Source organism: Fibrobacter sp. UWP2 (assembly GCF_900141705.1).
In the GTDB taxonomy this organism is placed as follows: Bacteria; Fibrobacterota; Fibrobacteria; order Fibrobacterales; family Fibrobacteraceae; genus Fibrobacter.
On sequence record NZ_FQYM01000019.1, the window covers coordinates 18199 to 32989 of the forward strand.

Annotated in this window: 12 protein-coding genes and 1 tRNA gene; 10 read left to right on the forward strand and 3 right to left on the reverse strand. The window is 56.4% G+C overall.

Going from position 1 to position 14791, the window contains the following annotated elements:
• Positions 1 to 4: 4 nt before the first annotated feature.
• From BUB55_RS09635 to BUB55_RS09670, 8 genes are all read left to right on the forward strand, one after another.
• A tRNA-Leu gene (locus BUB55_RS09635) sits at positions 5 to 84 on the forward strand.
• Positions 85 to 120: 36 nt separating this feature from the next.
• Positions 121 to 1377, forward strand: a complete 1257-nt coding sequence (gene tig / locus BUB55_RS09640) for a trigger factor (protein ID WP_073190439.1) — start codon at positions 121 to 123, stop codon at positions 1375 to 1377.
• 13 nt (positions 1378 to 1390) lie between these two features.
• A complete protein-coding gene (locus BUB55_RS09645) occupies positions 1391 to 1981 on the forward strand; it encodes an ATP-dependent Clp protease proteolytic subunit (RefSeq protein ID WP_073190442.1) in 591 nt (196 codons plus the stop codon).
• A 3-nt stretch (positions 1982 to 1984) separates the two neighbouring features.
• Positions 1985 to 3304: an ATP-dependent Clp protease ATP-binding subunit ClpX gene (gene clpX / locus BUB55_RS09650; protein WP_073190444.1), complete on the forward strand. Its 1320-nt coding sequence runs from the start codon at positions 1985 to 1987 to the stop codon at positions 3302 to 3304.
• A gap of 78 nt (positions 3305 to 3382) precedes the next feature.
• Positions 3383 to 5740 carry an endopeptidase La gene (lon, locus tag BUB55_RS09655; RefSeq protein ID WP_073190447.1) on the forward strand — a complete coding sequence of 786 codons (2358 nt, stop codon included), beginning with the start codon at positions 3383 to 3385 and terminating at the stop codon, positions 5738 to 5740.
• 9 nt (positions 5741 to 5749) lie between these two features.
• Positions 5750 to 7159 (forward strand): sodium-dependent transporter, encoded by a 1410-nt coding sequence (locus tag BUB55_RS09660; protein WP_073190450.1) that lies wholly within the window; start codon positions 5750 to 5752, stop codon positions 7157 to 7159.
• Between the two features lie 4 nt (positions 7160 to 7163).
• Positions 7164 to 7928, forward strand: coding sequence for a YggS family pyridoxal phosphate-dependent enzyme (locus BUB55_RS09665; protein ID WP_073190452.1), 765 nt, complete (start codon positions 7164 to 7166; stop codon positions 7926 to 7928).
• Positions 7928 to 8779: a nuclease-related domain-containing protein gene (locus BUB55_RS09670; protein ID WP_073190455.1), complete on the forward strand. Its 852-nt coding sequence runs from the start codon at positions 7928 to 7930 to the stop codon at positions 8777 to 8779. The genes BUB55_RS09665 and BUB55_RS09670 overlap by 1 nt, the downstream gene beginning before the upstream one ends.
• Here BUB55_RS09670 and rsmA read toward each other — a convergent pair.
• Positions 8776 to 9555, reverse strand: coding sequence for a 16S rRNA (adenine(1518)-N(6)/adenine(1519)-N(6))-dimethyltransferase RsmA (gene rsmA, locus BUB55_RS09675; protein ID WP_073190458.1), 780 nt, complete (start codon positions 9553 to 9555; stop codon positions 8776 to 8778). The genes BUB55_RS09670 and rsmA overlap by 4 nt on opposite strands.
• Positions 9556 to 9565: 10 nt before the next feature.
• A complete protein-coding gene (locus BUB55_RS09680) occupies positions 9566 to 11131 on the reverse strand; it encodes a hypothetical protein (RefSeq protein WP_159431959.1) in 1566 nt (521 codons plus the stop codon).
• Between the two features lie 154 nt (positions 11132 to 11285).
• On the opposite strand from BUB55_RS09680, the gene BUB55_RS09685 reads away from it, so the two are divergent.
• A complete protein-coding gene (locus BUB55_RS09685; RefSeq protein WP_073190464.1) occupies positions 11286 to 12848 on the forward strand; it encodes a phosphomannomutase in 1563 nt (520 codons plus the stop codon).
• A 26-nt stretch (positions 12849 to 12874) separates the two neighbouring features.
• The gene (locus tag BUB55_RS09690) at positions 12875 to 13795 is read left to right on the forward strand and encodes a PorV/PorQ family protein (protein ID WP_073190467.1); all 921 of its coding nucleotides are present in this window, start codon (positions 12875 to 12877) and stop codon (positions 13793 to 13795) included.
• A 4-nt stretch (positions 13796 to 13799) separates the two neighbouring features.
• On the opposite strand, the gene BUB55_RS09695 is transcribed toward BUB55_RS09690, so the two are convergent.
• Entirely contained in the window at positions 13800 to 14774 is a 975-nt protein-coding gene (locus BUB55_RS09695) for a sigma 54-interacting transcriptional regulator (protein ID WP_073190468.1), read from the reverse strand.
• Positions 14775 to 14791: the final 17 nt, after the last annotated feature.

A 14791-nucleotide genomic window follows, 5' to 3' on the forward strand; every position in this document is an offset into this window, starting at 1 on the left:
AAACGCGAGAGTGGCGGAATTGGCAGACGCGCCAGACTTAGGATCTGGTACCTCGGTGTGTGGGTTCGACTCCCACCCCTCGCATGCATATTCAAACAAAAACGTCTAATCGGAGCTTATATGTCCGTCGAAATCAAAGAAACCAGCGCCACGGTGCGTACTCTTGAAATCTCCATTCCGCAGGCCGACCTCGCTGCCCCCTTCGAAAAGAAGCTGAGCCAGTATAAGAAGCAGGTCGCCTTGAAGGGATTCCGCCAGGGCATGGTCCCCAAGGCCATGATCTTGAAGCAGTTCGGTGACTCCATCCGCCACGAGGTGGTGAACGAGACCGTCGACAAGGTCGTTAGTGAAGAACTGAAGAAGGCGAACATCATCCCCGTGGGCCAGTTGAAGGTCACCAAGTTCAACGACGACAAGGAAACGGCTGTCACCCTGACGGTCGAAGTCGAAATTGACCCGGAAATCGACATCAAGGGTTACGAGAACCTGGGCATCACTGTTCCGGCGACCGCCGTTCACGAAGAAGAAGTGCAGGACGAGCTCAACCGCATGATCCAGATGTGGAGCCGCGACGAGCACGTGGACCGCGCTGCCGCCAAGGGCGACGTGGTCGTGGGCAACTACATCGAAGTGGTGATTGACGGCGAAAAGCAGGAACTCCCCGAGAACAAGGAATTCCGCAGCCTCCTCGGCGAAAGCGCCTCCCCGGGATTCGACGAAGGCCTCATGGGTACTTCTGCCGGCGAAAAGAAGGAAATCAACTTTAAGTACCCCGATGACCACAAGGACGAACGCTACCGCGGTAAGACCGCCCAGTTTAAGGTCGAGATTACCGATGTGCGCGAAGTGAAACCGCCCAAGTTTGACGAAGAATTCTGCAAGCAGATTGGCGTGAAGGACGAAGCCGAACTCAAGAACAACATCACCGAGAGCCTTGCCAACCGCAAGCAGGACGAGGCCAAGAACAAGGCCATTAACGAAGCCATTGACAAACTCATTGAAGCGAACCCGTTCGAAGTGCCGCACGCCCGCGTGGTGGACCTCATCAAGTGGACCATCAACCGCAATGTGCAGGATCCGAAGGACGCCGTGGAACCGACCGAAGAACAGATCGAGAGCCTCTCTGGCGAAGCTATCCACGAAATCAAGAAGCACCGCATTTTGGAATTCGTTGCCACTAAGGAAAAGATCAAGCCGTCTCAGGATGCCGTGGACGAACGCCTCAAGATGATGGCCCAGGCTTACCAGATCGATTTCGAGACCCTCAAGGGTCATATGCGCCAGTCCGGCCGTATCAACGGTCTCCGCGAAGAACTCCGCTTCCAGATGGCTGGTGAATTCCTCGTGGGCATCCGCCCTGCCGCAGAAACCAAGTAATAGAGGTTAGTCGATGATTATCCCTACCGTCATTGAGACCACCGGGCGCGGTGAACGCGCCTACGACATCTATTCCCGTCTCCTCAAGGAGCGCATCATCTTTTTGGGTACGCCCATCAACGATGAAGTGGCCAACAACGTGATGGCCCAGTTGATATTCCTTGAGTACGAGAATCCGGAAAAAGATATCACGCTGTATATCAACAGCCCGGGTGGTTACGTTTCGGCAGGGCTAGCCATTTACGACACTATGCAGCATGTGCGCCCGAACATCGCGACCATCTGCATTGGCAGCTGCGCCTCCATGGCCGCGGTGCTCCTTGCTGCCGGGACCAAGGGCAAGCGCTATGCACTCCCGCATTCCCGCATCATGTTGCACCAGCCCTCGGGTGCCGCCACGGGCCAGTCTACCGACATCCAGATTACCGCCAAGGAGATTGTGCGTACCAAGGATACCTTGACCGAGATTATCGCAAAGCATACTGGCAAGTCTGTTGACGAAGTGCGCTCCAAGATCGATCGCGACTTTTATATGGGTCCCGAGGAGGCCAAGGCGTTTGGCGTTATTGACGAAGTTTTTGTTCCGCGTAAAGAGGGAGTGTAACTCATGTACCGTAGCGGGAAAAATCATCCGTCCGTGACTTGCAGTTTTTGCGGCAAGCCAGCCGAACAGGTCGAAAAAATGATTACCGGAGCCGGCGTTCACATTTGCAGTGATTGCGTCGCTATGTGCTACCGTATCATTGAAGAAGACCGCTCCCGCTCCATGCAAGAGAAGGCGGCCGCTGAAGCCGCTGTGCAAAAGCCGCTCCCGCTCCCGACCGAGATCAAGGCCCACCTGGACGATTTTGTGATTGGACAGGATGCCGCCAAGATGGCGCTCTCGGTGGCGGTCTACAACCACTACAAGCGCTTGCGTTACAAGCAAACTCACCACTCCGAGAATGACGTGGAAGTCGAAAAGTCGAACCTGTTGCTCGTCGGCCCGACGGGTAGCGGCAAAACTCTTTTGGCGCAGACCATGGCGCGTTTTTTGGATGTGCCTTTTACCATTGCCGATGCGACCGTGCTTACCGAAGCGGGTTACGTGGGCGAGGATGTTGACAGCATTATTGTGCGCTTGCTGCAGGCTGCCGATTACGATGTGGCCAAGGCCGAGCGCGGCATTATCTTTATCGACGAAATCGACAAGATCGCGCGCAAGACGGCGAACCCTTCCATTACTCGCGACGTGAGTGGCGAAGGCGTGCAGCAGGGCCTTTTGAAGCTTTTGGAAGGGACTGTTGCCGCGGTGCCGCCCAAGGGTGGCCGCAAGCACCCCGAACAGCCGCTGGTGCAGGTGAACACGAGGAACATTTTGTTCATTTGCGGTGGCGCCTTTGAGACTCTCGACAAGATCATTGCGCAGCGCGTGAACAAGGGCGGCATGGGTTTTGGTGCCGACATTCGCAGCGAAAGCGACAACACGCTGAGCGAACTCTTTAGGCAGCTGGAACCCGATGACCTCATCAAGTTCGGTTTGATTCCCGAGATTGTAGGCCGCTTGCCGATTGCCGTTGCCTTGGAGGAACTTGATGAGACGGCGCTCCTCAATATTTTGACGCAGCCCAAGAATGCACTGGTAAAACAGTTCAAGAGTCTCTTTGCTATGGACGGCATTGAACTCGAATTCGAGGAAGGCGCCTTGAAAGAGATTGTGCGCGAGACCATGAGCCGTAAAACCGGTGCCCGTGGGCTTCGTTCCGTGATGGAGAAGACCTTGCAGCAGGCCATGTTCGACATGCCTGGCGCCGGCGTCAAAAAACTCGTGCTCACCGCCGAGATGGTCAAGAACGGCCTCAAGCCGCTCGCCGTGACCGAGAAGAAGTCCAAGAGGAAGTCCAAGAGCGAGTCCGGCAAGGATGCTTCGGGCAAGAATGTAGCGTAAGAGACCGCTCGTTCGTTACACTTGATATTTGGCCGTTCGGTAAGTCCCGAGCGGTCATTTTTCTATTATTAGGTTCGTATGGCTTTTGATTTTACAAAAACTTTCCCCTTGCTCCCGCTTAGGGATGCTGTTGTGTTCCCGTATACGACCCGCAGGATTTTGGTGGGTCGTGAGATGTCGCTCCGCGCCTTGGAATATGCCGAGAACCACGATAACGAAATCATCCTGGTCGCCCAGAAGGACGTGTCGCAGGAAGAACTCCAGAATCCGATGCTCGACTTGTACTCGGTGGGCGTCGCTGCCCGCGTTTCGAATGTGACTCCGTTCCCCAACGGCTGCGTGAAGGTCGTGCTCGAGGGCGTCGAAGTGGTGGACCTGCGTTCGATTTTGGTGCAGGACGGTTTTTTGCATGTGACGATTTCGCCCCGCAAAATGCAAATCCCCACCAACGCCAAGACCAAGTCTTTTGACGAAGTGCTTGCCAGGTTCCGCGACTACGCGACCAAGCGGAACATTGCCGAGGGCATGGTGGACGCCTTCTTTGGCATGGAGAACCAGCTGAACGCCTTTTACGGGATGATCCCGTTTTTGCAGGTGTCGCTTGCCGAGAAGCAGAGCTTTTTGGAGGTGACGACCCTCGAAGAGATGTCGCTCAAGCTCCTCACACTGATGGAAGTCACTGAGGACAACGACAATGTAATGGTGCGCGTGCAGCAGAACGTGCGCCAAAAGATGGCGCAACAGCAAAAGGAATGGTTCATCAGCGAACAAATCCGCCAGCTGCAAGACGAGCTGGACGGTTCGGAGGGCGCGGCGAACGAGCCCGACATGCTGCTCCGCAAAATCAAGGCGAAAAAGTTCAGCCCTACCATTGTCGAAAAGCTGGAAGAAGAAATCAGCCGCATGAGGCTGATGCAGCCCACGAGCCCCGAATACGCGGTGAGCCGCAATTACGTGGACTGGTTCCTTTCGCTGCCCTATGGCGAGTACACCGATACCGTCCTCAACATGAAAAAGGTGAAGAGTGAACTGGATTCCAAGCATTTTGGCTTGGACAAGGTGAAGGAACGCATCATGGAATATGTGGCGGTATTAAAGCTTACCGGTACGGAACGCCGTGCGCCCATCCTTTGCCTTGTGGGCCCTCCGGGCGTGGGCAAGACGACGCTTGTGGAGTCGATCGCGATCGCCATGCAGCGTAACTTTGTGCGCATTACTTTGGGTGGCGTGCGCGACGAGGCCGAAATTCGCGGTCACCGCCGCACCTACATTGGCGCCATGCCGGGCCGCTTTATCCATGCGCTGCGACGTGCCAAGTGCATGAACCCGGTCATTTTGCTCGACGAGATCGACAAAATGGCGAGCGATTTTCGCGGTGACCCCGCCAGCGCCCTGCTCGAGGTCTTGGATCCCGAACAGAACCACGATTTTACGGACCACTTTATGGAAGTAGGTCTCGACCTCTCCCGCGTGTTGTTCATTGCGACGGCGAATTCTGAAGCCGAGATTCCCGACGCCCTGCGCGACCGCTTTGAAGTGGTGCGCCTGCCGGGCTACTACCCGCACGAAAAGCTCCAGATTGCAAGCAAGTTCCTTATCCCGCGCATTTGCGAACGCACGGGTGTCAAGCAAAAGGAACAGGTGGAGTTTGGCGACGACATAATCAAGAAGGTCATTCGCGAGTACACCCGTGAGGCGGGCGTGCGTGAGCTGGAACGCACCTTGGAGAGCGCTGTTCGCCACCGTGCTAAAGAGATTGTGATGGGCAAGAAGGTCAAACCGCAGGTGACCGAAAAGCAACTGCAAGAGTACCTGGGCGCCCCGCGCTTCCTCGATAGCCAGCTGCCTGAACCGGGCCGCCCCGGCGTGGTAACGGGTCTGGCCTGGACCAGTGTGGGAGGCGAAATTTTGCCCATCGAGTGCATGCTTTTGAGCGGCAAGGGCCAGATCATTATGACCGGCAAGTTGGGCGACGTGATGAAGGAATCGGCGCAGATTGCGGTAAGCCTGGTGCGCGAGCGTCTGCAACGCTTTGGCATTGACCCCGCGATTGTGAAGAAGACCGACATCCATATCCACGTGCCCGAAGGCGCTGTGCCCAAGGACGGGCCTTCTGCCGGTATCGCCCTCACGCTTTGCCTTTTGAGCGCGTTCACCAAGACGCCTATTCCGCCCGACATTGCCTTTACGGGCGAGGTGAGCCTTACGGGTGCATGCCTCGCCATTGGCGGGCTCAATGAGAAAGCTTTGGCGGCCTTGCAGGCGGGCGTCAAGACGCTGCGCCTTCCGGCACAGAACAAGAAGGATGTGGACGAACTTCCAGCACCTGCGAAGAAGGGCCTCAAGATTTATACGCACAAGCACATAGATGAAATCATCAAGGTCTTGTTCCCCAAACCCTCCAAAAGGAAACAAAACGCAAAAACAGAAAAGTAGGTCACGAACATGGAACGCGAAAGCTTTAAATCGAGATTAGGTTTTGTGCTTATTGCCGCCGGTTGTGCCATAGGCCTTGGCAACGTGTGGCGTTTCCCCTACATTGCGGGCCAGTACGGCGGTGCCGCCTTTGTGCTCCCGTACCTGGGATTCTTGATTTTGTTCGGGTTGCCCGTGTTGATGGCGGAACTCGCGGTAGGTCGCGGCGGTCGTAGCGGTGTCGCCATGGGTTTCGACAACCTCGAAAAACCGGGGACGCACTGGCACAAGGCCAAGTACCTTTTGATTTTTTCGAACTACGTGCTTATGGCATTTTACAGCGTGGTCACGGGATGGATGTTCTACTACTTCTACAAGATGGTCACCGACCAGAGCTTTTTGAAAGGGACGCCCGAACAGATTGCGGCGGGCTTCGGCGAGATGCTGAGTAACCCCGCCCTCCTCATTTTTTGGATGACCATTGCGATTGTGCTCGGCCTTGGTGTCGTATCGCTCGGCCTCCAGAAGGGTGTCGAGAGCGTTACCAAGAAGATGATGATTTGCCTACTCGGCATCATGATTCTTCTTGCCATCCGTGCGGTGACGCTCCCCGGTGCCGACGAGGGCCTTCGCTTTTACCTGCTGCCCTCCCTTGAACGCCTGACGCAGTCGGGCAAGGGTGTGGGCGAGGCCATATTCGCGGCCTTTGCGCATGCGTTCTTTACGCTCAGCATCGGTATCGGTAGCATGGCGATTTTCGGTAGCTACATCAAAAAAGATCATTCGCTCCCCAAGGAGGCGGCGAGCGTTTGCGCCCTCGATACTTTTGTCGCCCTCATGGCGGGCATCATCATTATCCCCTCGTGTTTTGCGTTTGGCCAGGAACCGGGGCAGGGACCGGGACTTATCTTTGTGACGCTTTCTAACGTGTTCGCGCAAATGCCCGCGGGCAGGTTCTGCGGTTCCGCGTTCTTCCTGTTCATGAGCTTTGCCGCGCTCTCCACGCTCATCGCGGTGTTCGAGAACATCGTCTCGTTCTGGATGGACCTCAAGGGCGTGCCCCGCAAAAAGTCGGCGGCATGGAACATCTTGGTGGTCATTCTGCTTTCGCTCCCGTGTGCGCTCGGTTTCAACGTGCTCTCGGGATTCGAGCCGTTCGGCCCGGGCAGCTGCGTGTTGGACCTCGAGGACTTTTTTGTGAGCAACACCATGCTCCCGCTGGGCGGCATGTTCTTTGCTGTGTTCTGCAGCAGCCGTTACGGTTGGGGCCAGGAGAATTTCTTCAAGGAAATCAATACCGGCAGGGGGCTCAAGCTCCCCGTTAACGGGTTCATCAAGGTGTATTTCAAGTGGATTTTGCCCGCCTTGATTGCAGTGCTTTTGGTGCAGGGCTACATGAGCAAGTTCGCCCCGGAGCTTTGCGCTAGGATATTCGGATAAAAAAATGGAATTCACGCGTGAACAAATGGCCGCCCATTTGGCGACCCTCGAAAACAGGATTGGTGAAGCTTGCAAAATTGCGGGGCGTTCCCGCGATTCGGTGAAGCTCGTTTGGGTCTCGAAGTTCCACCCGGCAGAAGCTGTGGAAAATGCGATTGCGCTCGGTGCGACCGACTTTGGCGAGAACCGTGTGCAGGAGGCGGAACTCAAGTTTTCGCAGCCGCTCATGGCAAAAAACGGTGAGCGCGTGCGCTGCCACGTGATTGGCCCCGTGCAGAGTAACAAGCTCAAGAAGGCGGCGATTGTCGCCGACTGCATCCATTCTATCGCAAGCATGGAAGCGGTCGAGAAACTGGAAAGAGTCTGCGCGGCGCTCCCCGGCAATAATGCTGACGGGACCCAGGGCAAAGTCCTCAGCATCCTTTTCCAGGTGAACGCCGGCGAGGAGGAAACCAAGAGCGGCCTCGACGTGCACGAGGCGGAAGCGTTCCTTGCGGGTCTGGAGTCGCGTGGGGCATCCGCTTTCCCGCACCTGCGTTTTTGCGGGCTCATGACCATCGGCAAAAACACGGGCGTCGCCGAGGATTCCCGCGAGTGCTTCGCTTTTTTGCGCAACCTGCGAGACAAGTTCCTCGCGAAGGGCGGTGTGTTCAAGGACTTCACCCAGCTTTCGATGGGCATGACGCTTGACTTGGAAGTCGCTATAGAAGAAGGCTCCACCATGATTCGCGTGGGCACGGCGCTTTTTGGCGAACGTGATTACACCTGATGGCCACAATTTGCTTCGCCGCTGCTCTTTTTTTGATTGTTGTCCTCCTAGTTGCTACCAGGAAACGGAAACCTCGTGAAAAACAGAAACCGCATGCGGTTCAGGTCCGGTGCGGTGACCGGGGTAAAGAACAGGCGCACTACGGCGAGGAGTATTGGACTCCGACGCATGTGGAATTCCTGGAAGAGGACGCTCCTTTTTTGAAGGGGTGGGCCGTAGGTGTGGACGCCGCCCTCGCGTATGACCACGATGGGTCTTTTGGAGAAGCCGCCACGTCGGCTATTGTCGACGAGGTTGCCCGCAAAAGCAAGCGCCGTTACCATATTTTGCAGAATGTGTACATCGCGACCCACAGGGGCTATACCGAGATCGACGCGGTGCTTTTGCACGAAACGGGAATCTACGTTTTTGAGACCAAGAACATATCGGGCGAGATTTCGGGCGAACTCGGCGAGGAACGCTGGGAACAGCATTTGGGCGAAGTCACCCGACACACCTTGTACAACCCGGTACGCCAAAACCAAGGGCACATGGGAGCGCTTTTGCGCCATTTGGAAATCCACCTCTCCAATGCGGTCATCTATTCTTTTGTGGTCTTTAGCGACCGTTGCACTTTAAGGCGCGTGCCCGCCGTGGGAGAGTTTGGGAATTACGGAAACGGCTGGCGGATTGTTCACTACGGTGAATTGCGTGAAGCGCTTGCCCAAGCCATGCGGCAGCGTGAACCTGTGTTCTTGGCAAAGCAGGTCGATAAATGGTTTAAGCAGTTGCGCCCCTGCGTGGAAGTGGGCAATTCGGTAAGGCGCGCCCACAGCAAGAGTCTCAAAAAGATGTACGGCAAGCGCGGCTAGCCTACAATGACCTTGTAAAACTCCAAAAAGCGTTCGGGGCTCAGTTCCTCGGCGCGCACGGTCGCTGGGTAGTCCAAGAGTTCGATGGCTTCTTGGATTTTCTTTTTGTTATAGGCCTTGCCAAAGGAGTTGGCGAGCGTCTTGCGTTTTTGCGTGAACGCTGCCCGTACAAAATCAAAGTAGCCCTCGGGTACTTCCAGCGGTTTTTCGCGGGGAGTGAGGAGCATGGTGGCGCTGTCCACGTTGGGCCTGGGCGTAAAATGCTCGGGGCCAATCTTCCGCAAAATCTGCGTGTCGGCAAACGCGCTCACCAGTACAGACAAACTTCCATAATTGCTGGAGCAGGGGCTTGCGCAAATACGTTCTGCCACTTCGAGCTGCACCATACCCATAAAGCCTTTGGTCATGTGCAGTCGCGGCATGAGTCCGGCAACAATCGCCGTGCTTACGTTGTATGGCAGGTTGCCTGTGACCCAGGGCTTTTCGTGTGCATTCAAGAAAGCCTGCAAATCGAACTTCAAAAAGTCGATGTTTTCAATGTGGAAGTTCTCGCGGCCCTTGAACTTTTCTTGCAATACCGCTACGCACTGTTCGTCAATCTCAACAGCGGTGATGTCGAGCCCGCGGTCTAGCAGGTGCTCGGTGAGCGCCCCGTGCCCCGGACCAATTTCAAGAACGGCCTCGCTCGCTTTGGCGGGGAGGTCGCCTGCAATCATTTTTGCTGTAGGTACGTCCAGGAAATTCTGGCCAAATTTGCGGCGCCGGGCTCTATCCATGCTCGCAAATTTAGAACATTATAAAGCCGCCAATCGAGACCGCCATTTCGCTGTGGTCAGAGAAGCTGCCGAACGGGTTCTTGAGGAACTGCTTGGTGAACACCATTTCGAGGGCGGCGCACTCGTACTGGAAGCGCGCGCCAAGGTTCACGTCCGTTTTGCCCGAAGTGATGTCGATGCTCTGGATTGTGGTTTCGTGCAGTTTGAAATCTTCGAAACTAAAGAGTCTCCATGTGTGGTTGGCACTGGCAAATGCCATAATGTGGCTGCCCAGGGCGACTTCGCCCAAGATATTTGGGGCGGTGTAGAGGCCGTACAGGTTTTGCTTGCCTCGATAATGCTTTAGGGGGTCAAACACCACAAACGGCAAGGCTGTATTGAGGCCTAAGAAAATGCGGGCTTTTTCGGATTTGAGAATGTTCGAACCCACGTTGAATTCGGGAACGAGTTCAAAGTGGGCAGTGGTGTCGGCTGTAACGCGGTTGTGGGTGACAATGTACTTTTGCCCATCAATTACTTCGAATGACTTAGTAGTGGTTTCGAGTTCAGCGTTATGTCGCATGGCCGATATATTGAGTGCCCATGCAAATTTCGGGTTGTTTGTTTTGGACAAGGTAAATGTTCCTCCCAGGTCCCAAATACGGGCTTCGCTAATGGTATCGGGGGAGGAATAGTAGGCGATGTCTTTTGGCCTGACAAAGTTGAGGTTGAACCCTACATCAATGTAGCTCGCCTTGAACGAAATGGCGCCGCCAACGAGAGTCCCCCCTTCGGTGGACTTGGCGGTTTGTTCGTAGTCGGCGTACTCGGCATAGTTCCAGTTTTTGCCGACGGCGGCGTTCAAGTAGAAGCCGATGCTGTTAAATGCCATGCCGGCGGTAAGCAGGCCTAGGTCCTGGGAGTTGTCTAGGGCAATAAAGTAGGTGCTGTTCTCCCCGAATGCAACGGCTCCCGAGTTTTCGACAGGTTCAAAGTAACCGAATTTGAGTCCATGCATTTTGTGCGGGAGGGCGATGTTGTCGCTCACGGTGTTTGGAGCGGCTTGGTTTCCTACAATGTTGTAGGCAGACCCGTGAAGCATGTCGAGCGGGTGCGGTTCCTTTACGGGATCCACCGGGAAAGTACTCGTGTCGACAGGAATAACGACCGGCTCGGGTGTAGGAGCGGTTGCCAAAACGGGCGCAGGCTCTGGAGCTGGCTCGGGGATAAAAGCTGGTGCAGGTTGCTGTTGTGCAGGCTGAGGTTCAGGTTGTGGTGCCGCCGTTTGTTCCGGGACGGGTTCCATGGGCACGAACTCGGGTGCCGGTGCTGCTTGTTCTGCAGGTGCATATTTTTCGGTAGCGGGTTCGTAACCTTCTGCGGGTACGGCCGCCGGGTCGGCGTATTCAGGCGCGGGGGCTTCCTGCTGGTATGCTTGCGGTTCTACGGCGTTGGTCGGTTCGGCATATGCCGGTTGCGCCTGCTCCACGGCAGGGGCCGGTTCTGCAACGGGTGCGGGTGCCGGCACCGGGATGGCTTGCTGTGCGCTTACGCTTGCAGCGGAAGCGAGCGCGATAACGAATAAATTTTTTTTCAAGTTCATAGTAATTTAAACATAGATAAAAAAAGGGCGTAAGGAACGATTTTTGTTAAAATTCCTTTACTTTTTTTGTCTGAGAACGGGATTTAACGGCTGGAATATACATAATGAAATATTTGCTATTTTAAAGCTGTAAAAAAACGAGGTTTTTATGCTTATCGCCATGCAAGACGTAATGAAGCTGTCTGGGGTTTCTTTTGGTACCAGCGGAGCCCGTGGGCTTGTAACCGCCATGACTGACCGCGTGTGCTATGTTTACGCCCGTTCGTTTATCAAGTATTGCGAGGCGAGCTACAAATGCGAACAAACGATTGCGATTGCAGGTGACCTTCGCCCCAGTACAGGACGCATTTTGCAGGCGCTGGTGCAGGCGGCAAACGACGCCGGCTGGAAGACCATTTACTGCGGGCGCATCCCGAGCCCTGCCATCGCCCTCTACGGTCTCGACAAGCACTTGCCCACGATCATGGTCACGGGGAGCCACATTCCTGCCGACCGCAATGGCATCAAGTTCAACCACCCGGATGGCGAAATCTCCAAGAAGGATGAACAGGGGATCGTTTCGCAGCAGGTGGAAGTCGACGAATCGTTGTTCGATGCCGCCGGCATGCTCAAGAACGCCCCCGCCCTCCCTGCCGTGGAAGCCGAGGCCGAGGAAACGTACTGCAAGCGCTACCCCGACTTTTTTGGGAGCGACGCCCTGCACGGGCTTACCATCGGCGTGTACCAGCATTCCGCCGTGGGCCGCGATATTGTGGTCCGCGTGCTTGAGAGCCTTGGCGCCACGGTAAAACCCTTTGGTCGCAGCGAGACTTTTGTGCCGGTCGACACCGAGGCCATCCGCAAGGAAGACGAGGAACTGGCTCGCGAATTCTCCCACAAGGATTACGTGGACGCCATTTTTAGTACCGACGGCGACAGCGACCGCCCGCTTTTGGCCGACGATGCCGGCATGTGGCTCCGTGGCGACGTGCTCGGGATTTTGGCCGCACAGGCGCTGGGCATCAAGCGCATCGCGACTCCCGTGAGTTGCAACACCTCCCTCGAAAAATCGGGCAGCTTCGAAAAGATTTGCCGCACCCGCATTGGCAGCCCCTACGTGATTGCTGGCATGGAGAGCCTTGTGGTGACAAACACGGCTGACCTCCCTTCGGGTGAGTTCCCGGCGGTCGCGGGCTACGAGGCGAACGGCGGCTTTTTGCTGCAAACGAACCTCACGCGCCCCTTTGCCGATGGCTCGTGCCGCACGCTCAGGGCTCTCCCCACGCGCGATGCATTGCTCCCCATGATTGCCGTGATGGTGCGGGTGCATGACGAACGCATGTGCGTCGTGGACTTGCTGCGCAAGCTTCCCAAGCGCTTTACCGTGAGTGACCGCCTCAAGGAATTTCCGACCGAACTTTCGAAGGCGAAACTCGCCGAGATTCGCGAGCAAAAGCTGGGCGAAAAACTTTTTGGCGCCCTGACCGCCAAGCCCTCCAAGTTTGTCAAGCGCGGCGAGGACCCCGCAAACAACAAGCCCTTCGAAGGCAAGATCGTCTCGCTCAACGAGGTCGACGGCTACCGCATGGAATTTGACTCGGGCGATATCGTCCACCTGCGCCCCAGCGGCAATGCCCCCGAGTTTCGTTGCTACGTGGAGACCGAGTCCAAGGACCGTAGCGCCGAACTTTTGGCCGAATGCCTCAAGATTATGGAAGGCTGGCGAAAGTAATCGCGTATTTTTTGTATTTTGATGGTATGCTGAAGAAACTTCTTGTATCCGCCCTTGCCGTAGGTTCGCTCGCTTTTGCCGGCGAGTATTGGCATGTGGCTCCGGGCGGCACCACCATGAAGTTCCTCTCGATGCACGTGGCGCCGCGTACCGCCGCCATGTCGGGGGCGGGTATCGCCGATGCGGCCCGAGTCTCTGAGGTCAACAGGAACCCGCTCGCCATGGGCGTCGCCGATACGCCCGAGTTCGGGTTGAACCAGATTGTTTTTGATGGTGTCGGTACAGACAAGTTCACCTCGGTCTATTTTGGCCATCCCGTGGGCGAAAGCTTTGTGGCGTCGGGCGCCGTGGAATTTTTGGGCTACGACGAAATTGAGGGCCGCGACGAGAACGGCCTCAAGACCGACGACTACAGCGCCTACGCCTGGGCGGTGCAGGCGGGTTTCGGCAGCCGCTGGGACGTTTTGAACTGGGCGCTAACGGCGCGTTTTGCCACACAGACCATTGACGACCAGACCGCCTTCGCCTTTTTGGCCGACGTGGGCGGCTCTTACCGCGTGAACAAGTACTTTGCCTTTGCCACAACGCTCACCAACGTGGGTTACGTGACGGAATACGAGGATGTCAAGGAGGCCGCTCCCATGGCGGTGCAAGCGGGCGTTTCCGGGTTCATCCCGTTCATTGACCGCTGGGCTTTGCACCTCTCTGCCGACGCCTACCGCCGCGCCGATACCGATGCGCAGTGGCTCTTTGGCGGCGAACTCGCCTATGCCGAGGCGCTGATGCTCCGCGCCGGTTACGCCGTGCGCACCGAGAATGGTACCGAGAACGGCATCAGCTGCGGTTTGGGAGTCGTGTTCGGGATGATTGTGTTCGACTACGCGTACGAACCGCGCCCCGCCTTTGAAGGGGGCAACCATTACTTCTCCCTGGGAATGAAGTTCTAGGGATTCACTGCGCCATAGCTTTGTATGGTACCCCAAATTCATTCTTCTTTATCAAATTGTACAGGTTGCTGCGGCTGATGCCCAGGGCGCGTGCGGTTTGCATCTTGTTGCCGCGGAACTTTTCGAGGGTGCGTTCAATGATTTTCCAGTCGGGAGGGGGCGTGCGGAATGTCGCCCCGCGGTACACAGGGTTATGGTTGTCTTCGCCACAGAGCGGAACAGCGAATTCTTCACCCAGGATTTCGCATAGGGTAATGCCGTGGGGTTTCAAGAGGGTGTAGCGCTGTAAGACGTTTTTGAGCTGGCGGATGTTCCCAGGCCAGCTGTAAAGGCGTAGCCGTGCGAGTTCCGTCGCCGAGAGGGCTTCGCGCGGTTCACTGCCTTCACGCGGTTCGCAACCTTCGTTTGCAGGTGTGGCATCGACTGACTCGCGCGCCTCCCGCCACAGCTTCTGTGCCAGCTCCTCGAAGTCGCCGCGCTCGCGCAGGGCGGGAAGCTGCACGGGGAAGGCGTTCAATCTAAAGTACAGGTCTTCGCGGAACCGCCCCGCCACAACTTCTTCCTTGAGGTTCTTGTTGGTGGCGCATACTAGGCGGAAGTCCACCGGGATGCTCCTCGTCGCGCCCACGGGCATTACCGCCCGCTCCTGCAGTATGCGCAGGAGCCGGCTTTGGCTCTCGTAGGGCAGTTCCCCGATCTCGTCCAAAAAAAGGGTGCCGCCCTCCGCCGCCCGCACGACCCCGATTTGGTCCGCGGTGGCGCCGGTGTAGGCGCCGCGCTTGGCGCCCTCGAGTGTGCTTTCGATGAGGTTCTTGGCAATGGCCCCGCAGTTCACGGCTATAAAGGGCCCGCCGGGGCGCGGACCCGCTCTGTGGAGGAACCGCGCCGCCACCTCCTTGCCCGTGCCCGATTCACCTTGGATCAGCACCGTTATGGAGGATTTTGCCGCTATTTGGAGTAGATCATTTGCTGTTTTCATGCTGCCTCTACCCTATA

What these genes read in the sequence shown, in the direction of transcription:
- BUB55_RS09660 (WP_073190450.1), top strand. Translation starts at nt 5,750, where the DNA reads ATGGAACGCGAAAGCTTTAAATCGAGATTAGGTTTTGTGCTTATTGCC.
- clpX (WP_073190444.1), top strand. Translation starts at nt 1,985, where the DNA reads ATGTACCGTAGCGGGAAAAATCATCCGTCCGTGACTTGCAGTTTTTGC.
- BUB55_RS09665 (WP_073190452.1), top strand. Translation starts at nt 7,164, where the DNA reads ATGGAATTCACGCGTGAACAAATGGCCGCCCATTTGGCGACCCTCGAA.
- BUB55_RS09690 (WP_073190467.1), top strand. Translation starts at nt 12,875, where the DNA reads ATGCTGAAGAAACTTCTTGTATCCGCCCTTGCCGTAGGTTCGCTCGCT.
- BUB55_RS09645 (WP_073190442.1), top strand. Translation starts at nt 1,391, where the DNA reads ATGATTATCCCTACCGTCATTGAGACCACCGGGCGCGGTGAACGCGCC.
- BUB55_RS09685 (WP_073190464.1), top strand. Translation starts at nt 11,286, where the DNA reads ATGCTTATCGCCATGCAAGACGTAATGAAGCTGTCTGGGGTTTCTTTT.
- rsmA (WP_073190458.1), bottom strand. Translation starts at nt 9,555, where the DNA reads ATGGATAGAGCCCGGCGCCGCAAATTTGGCCAGAATTTCCTGGACGTA.
- tig (WP_073190439.1), top strand. Translation starts at nt 121, where the DNA reads ATGTCCGTCGAAATCAAAGAAACCAGCGCCACGGTGCGTACTCTTGAA.
- lon (WP_073190447.1), top strand. Translation starts at nt 3,383, where the DNA reads ATGGCTTTTGATTTTACAAAAACTTTCCCCTTGCTCCCGCTTAGGGAT.
- BUB55_RS09695 (WP_073190468.1), bottom strand. Translation starts at nt 14,774, where the DNA reads ATGAAAACAGCAAATGATCTACTCCAAATAGCGGCAAAATCCTCCATA.
- BUB55_RS09670 (WP_073190455.1), top strand. Translation starts at nt 7,928, where the DNA reads ATGGCCACAATTTGCTTCGCCGCTGCTCTTTTTTTGATTGTTGTCCTC.